At 58.3% G+C, this 2,787-nt stretch carries 3 protein-coding genes; all 3 read right to left on the bottom strand.

Going from position 1 to position 2,787, the window contains the following annotated elements; translation table 11 throughout:
• Nucleotides 1-364 precede the first annotated feature (364 nt).
• Nucleotides 365-670: a CRISPR-associated endonuclease Cas2 gene (gene cas2 / locus ACK5NW_RS14255; RefSeq protein WP_416929201.1), complete on the bottom strand. Its 306-nt coding sequence runs from the start codon at nucleotides 668-670 to the stop codon at nucleotides 365-367.
• 36 nt (nucleotides 671-706) lie between these two features.
• A complete protein-coding gene (gene cas1, locus ACK5NW_RS14250; RefSeq protein ID WP_416929199.1) occupies nucleotides 707-1,636 on the bottom strand; it encodes a type II CRISPR-associated endonuclease Cas1 in 930 nt (309 codons plus the stop codon).
• Nucleotides 1,637-1,644: 8 nt separating this feature from the next.
• The coding region (cas9, locus tag ACK5NW_RS14245; RefSeq protein ID WP_416929197.1) for a type II CRISPR RNA-guided endonuclease Cas9 at nucleotides 1,645-2,787 on the bottom strand (1,143 nt) is incomplete at its 5' end.

Raw genomic sequence — 2,787 nt, 5'->3', positions numbered from 1 at the left:
GTTAGAACACATTTCCCAGTGATCTAAAATTAAAGCGTTTGAATCGGTATTCATCTCTCAGTTCCGGTTAGAACACATTTCCCAGTGATCTAAAATGCTGATCGTCACCGATGATTGGTGTGGCGGGTTCCGGTTAGAACACATTTCCCAGTGATCTAAAATGTAGTTCAGCCACCACGCGAGCCAGAACTGGTTCCGGTTAGAACACATTTCCCAGTGATCTAAAATGCCGGCGTACCACTGGCCATGAACCAGCTCGTTCCGGTTAGAACACATTTCCCAGTGATCTAAAATACAACACCGGCAAGTTGTTGATTTGAAACGGTTTTTCGCACTCGAAGCCACTGCAAATCATGCTGAATTGCTAAAAAAGGGCGAACTGATCGGGCGTTTTGAGCGGCTCTTGGCGTTGCCTTCCATAGTAGGTCAAGATGCGCTCGTATTGTTTGTCGGTGAACTGCAAGATGTTCACTTTGCCTCCCTGCGGAAGGTTGGCTTCTACCCGTTTGGCATAGGTGTCCAGTTGCGTTTGGCTGGTGCAAAAGCGCAGGTAGACGCTGAACTGGCTCATCTCAAAACCCATGTCCAGCAACGCCTTGCGGAAATCGGTGGCGGCTTTACGCTCGGCCTTTTCGGTCACGGGCAGGTCAAACATGACAAACATCCACATCAACCGGTATCCTGACAGCATGGCATGCCCGGTTGCTCAGGTGTCGCCAAGTTGCCCAGCCAAAGTCAATGGCAGACCCGGCAGCGGCAAGTCCAGCTTGTCGCGCACGCCTTCAAACACCTGCGCCAGCGAAGTGGCCAGTTTTTGCAGACAGACGGTGACGGGTGTTACACCTGCCGCTGTTTGCATGTCGTCGTACAGCGTGCGCACCAGAGCGCGTTTACTCTCAGGCGTCACACGGGCTTCATGGGCACGGCAAAGTTGCCAGACGCGCAGGTCGATCAGTGGTCGAAATGGCTCCATCAGGTCGTCCACCAAGCGCATGGCATTGCTGTCGTTGCTGTGGTGCAGCCCCAGGCTGGGGTGCAAGCCAGCGGCCACGACGGCGCGTGCGGCAGCGGCACGCACGACGGTGTAGCCATAGTTGAGCAGAGCGTTACGACCATCCCCGCCGGAGTCGCGCCGAAAGTCGGCACCAAACAGCAGGCCCCAATACCGTCTGGCACCCTGCGCTTCGATGTTGTCAGGATCGCCGCTGCGCACCTTGGAGACCAGTGCGTTCAGCGGCGCAGTAGGCGCACCAATCGCTTCCAGCGCTGCGGCCTGTTGCTCCAGTTTGGATTTGACGATGGAAGCCCACAAGCGTTTTCGCATGGGCAATGTGGCGGCCACCTGTGCCTCAATACGGCGCGCCTGCACGTGGTGGCCATTCAGTGTCAGCAGCATGCCGACGGCATTGTGGTTGGCACCACACAAGACAAAAGGCGCGCCCCGTTCGGCCAGGGCGACCAGCAGGTTGTTGGTGTAGGTGATGCCGTGCGCGTTGGCGATGACGGCACTGATATCGTCCAGCGGCACTTGCCCCAGCTCAGCACGTTCGCCTTCGGTATCGCGCACCACCATGAAGCCACGGTGCACCAGCAGGTGGCGGCGGTCGTCAGCGATTTCGACGATGCGGTCGATCATGACAATGCTCAGCCAGCAAACCCTGGATCGCGCAATTCGCCCGTGGGCGAAATGCTCACGCGCCGGGTTTGTGCTTTTTGCAAAGAACCAGCGTACTTGGAGACATAAGCAAATGGATCTTGTTTGTCCCTATTGCGCATATCGACATTCGCTTCGTTGACTGGAGCAAAGGTCATTTGTCCGTTACTCCCATTGACCTTGACCATACGGTAAACGCCTTCCACGTCATCCACGCGCATCCGAACCGCGTCGTCCATCATCAAGCGCATGATCAACTGTTTGGCAGGCGTGTTGCCGTCAAGCGATTGCGCCAGTCCAGGGTGGCGCAATCGTTTCAGCCCTTCGCGTTTGACGATCTCGTAGGCTTGAAAGGTTGAAATCACCTGCCCTTCCCACTTGCCTTTATCGTTGCGGGTAATTTCAATGCAGTAATTGCTGCCTCCCACGTAACCCTTGTAGGGCAGAGGCTGGCCGTCTTCGCCGACGCCATGCCGCTCGGGCTGGCCTTCCTCGCTGATGCGAATCAGGCGGGTGACTTCCCGGCCCGCGCTGCCATCGGCTTTGCGCCGCTGCTTGATGCTGCCGTCGCGCCGAATCCCGTAAGAGGTTTCTTCCATCATGGCCCCTTCGTAGCCATGATCTGGCCGGTGGCTGACCCAGATGTGGCCCACGGCCCGCTCCACATGGTCGCGGTAGGTGGGCCATGGCATGGGCATGTCGGCCACCAGCCGGTTCAATCCTTCTGTCCGGGCATCGGCGCTGGCGCGCGCAAAGCGCTGCAACAGGCCCTGATCGGTCACGCCGATCACGCAGGCGTCGACCGCATGGTGGCGGTGGTCATTGCGGTTTTTCTCGCCATTCAATCCCAGCACGTCGTTCAGGCCGAACTTGGCGCGCAACAAGGCCGTCATCTGACCGGGGATGACGCGGGTGCCGCGCGGGCAGATCAGCTCCATGTAGGCCTTGGCTACGCGTGACAGATAACGCGTGTCGTTCAGTGCGCGGGCCAGAAAGTCCTTGTCGTCGCGCAGCCAGCGTTCATAGCCGTCTGGCGCAAAGCGGTAGCGCTTGGCCTTGGGCATGCGTTCGGCGCGCTGCAAAATGCCATCGAAGTCCCAGCCTTGGGCGGCAAAGTCGGCGCGCGCCTCCCA

The organism is Ottowia sp. (genome assembly GCF_047975795.1).
GTDB lineage: Bacteria > Pseudomonadota > Gammaproteobacteria > Burkholderiales > Burkholderiaceae_C > Ottowia.
Note: the sequence above shows the minus strand (reverse complement) of the source record. Positions and strands in the feature narration are given on the sequence as shown.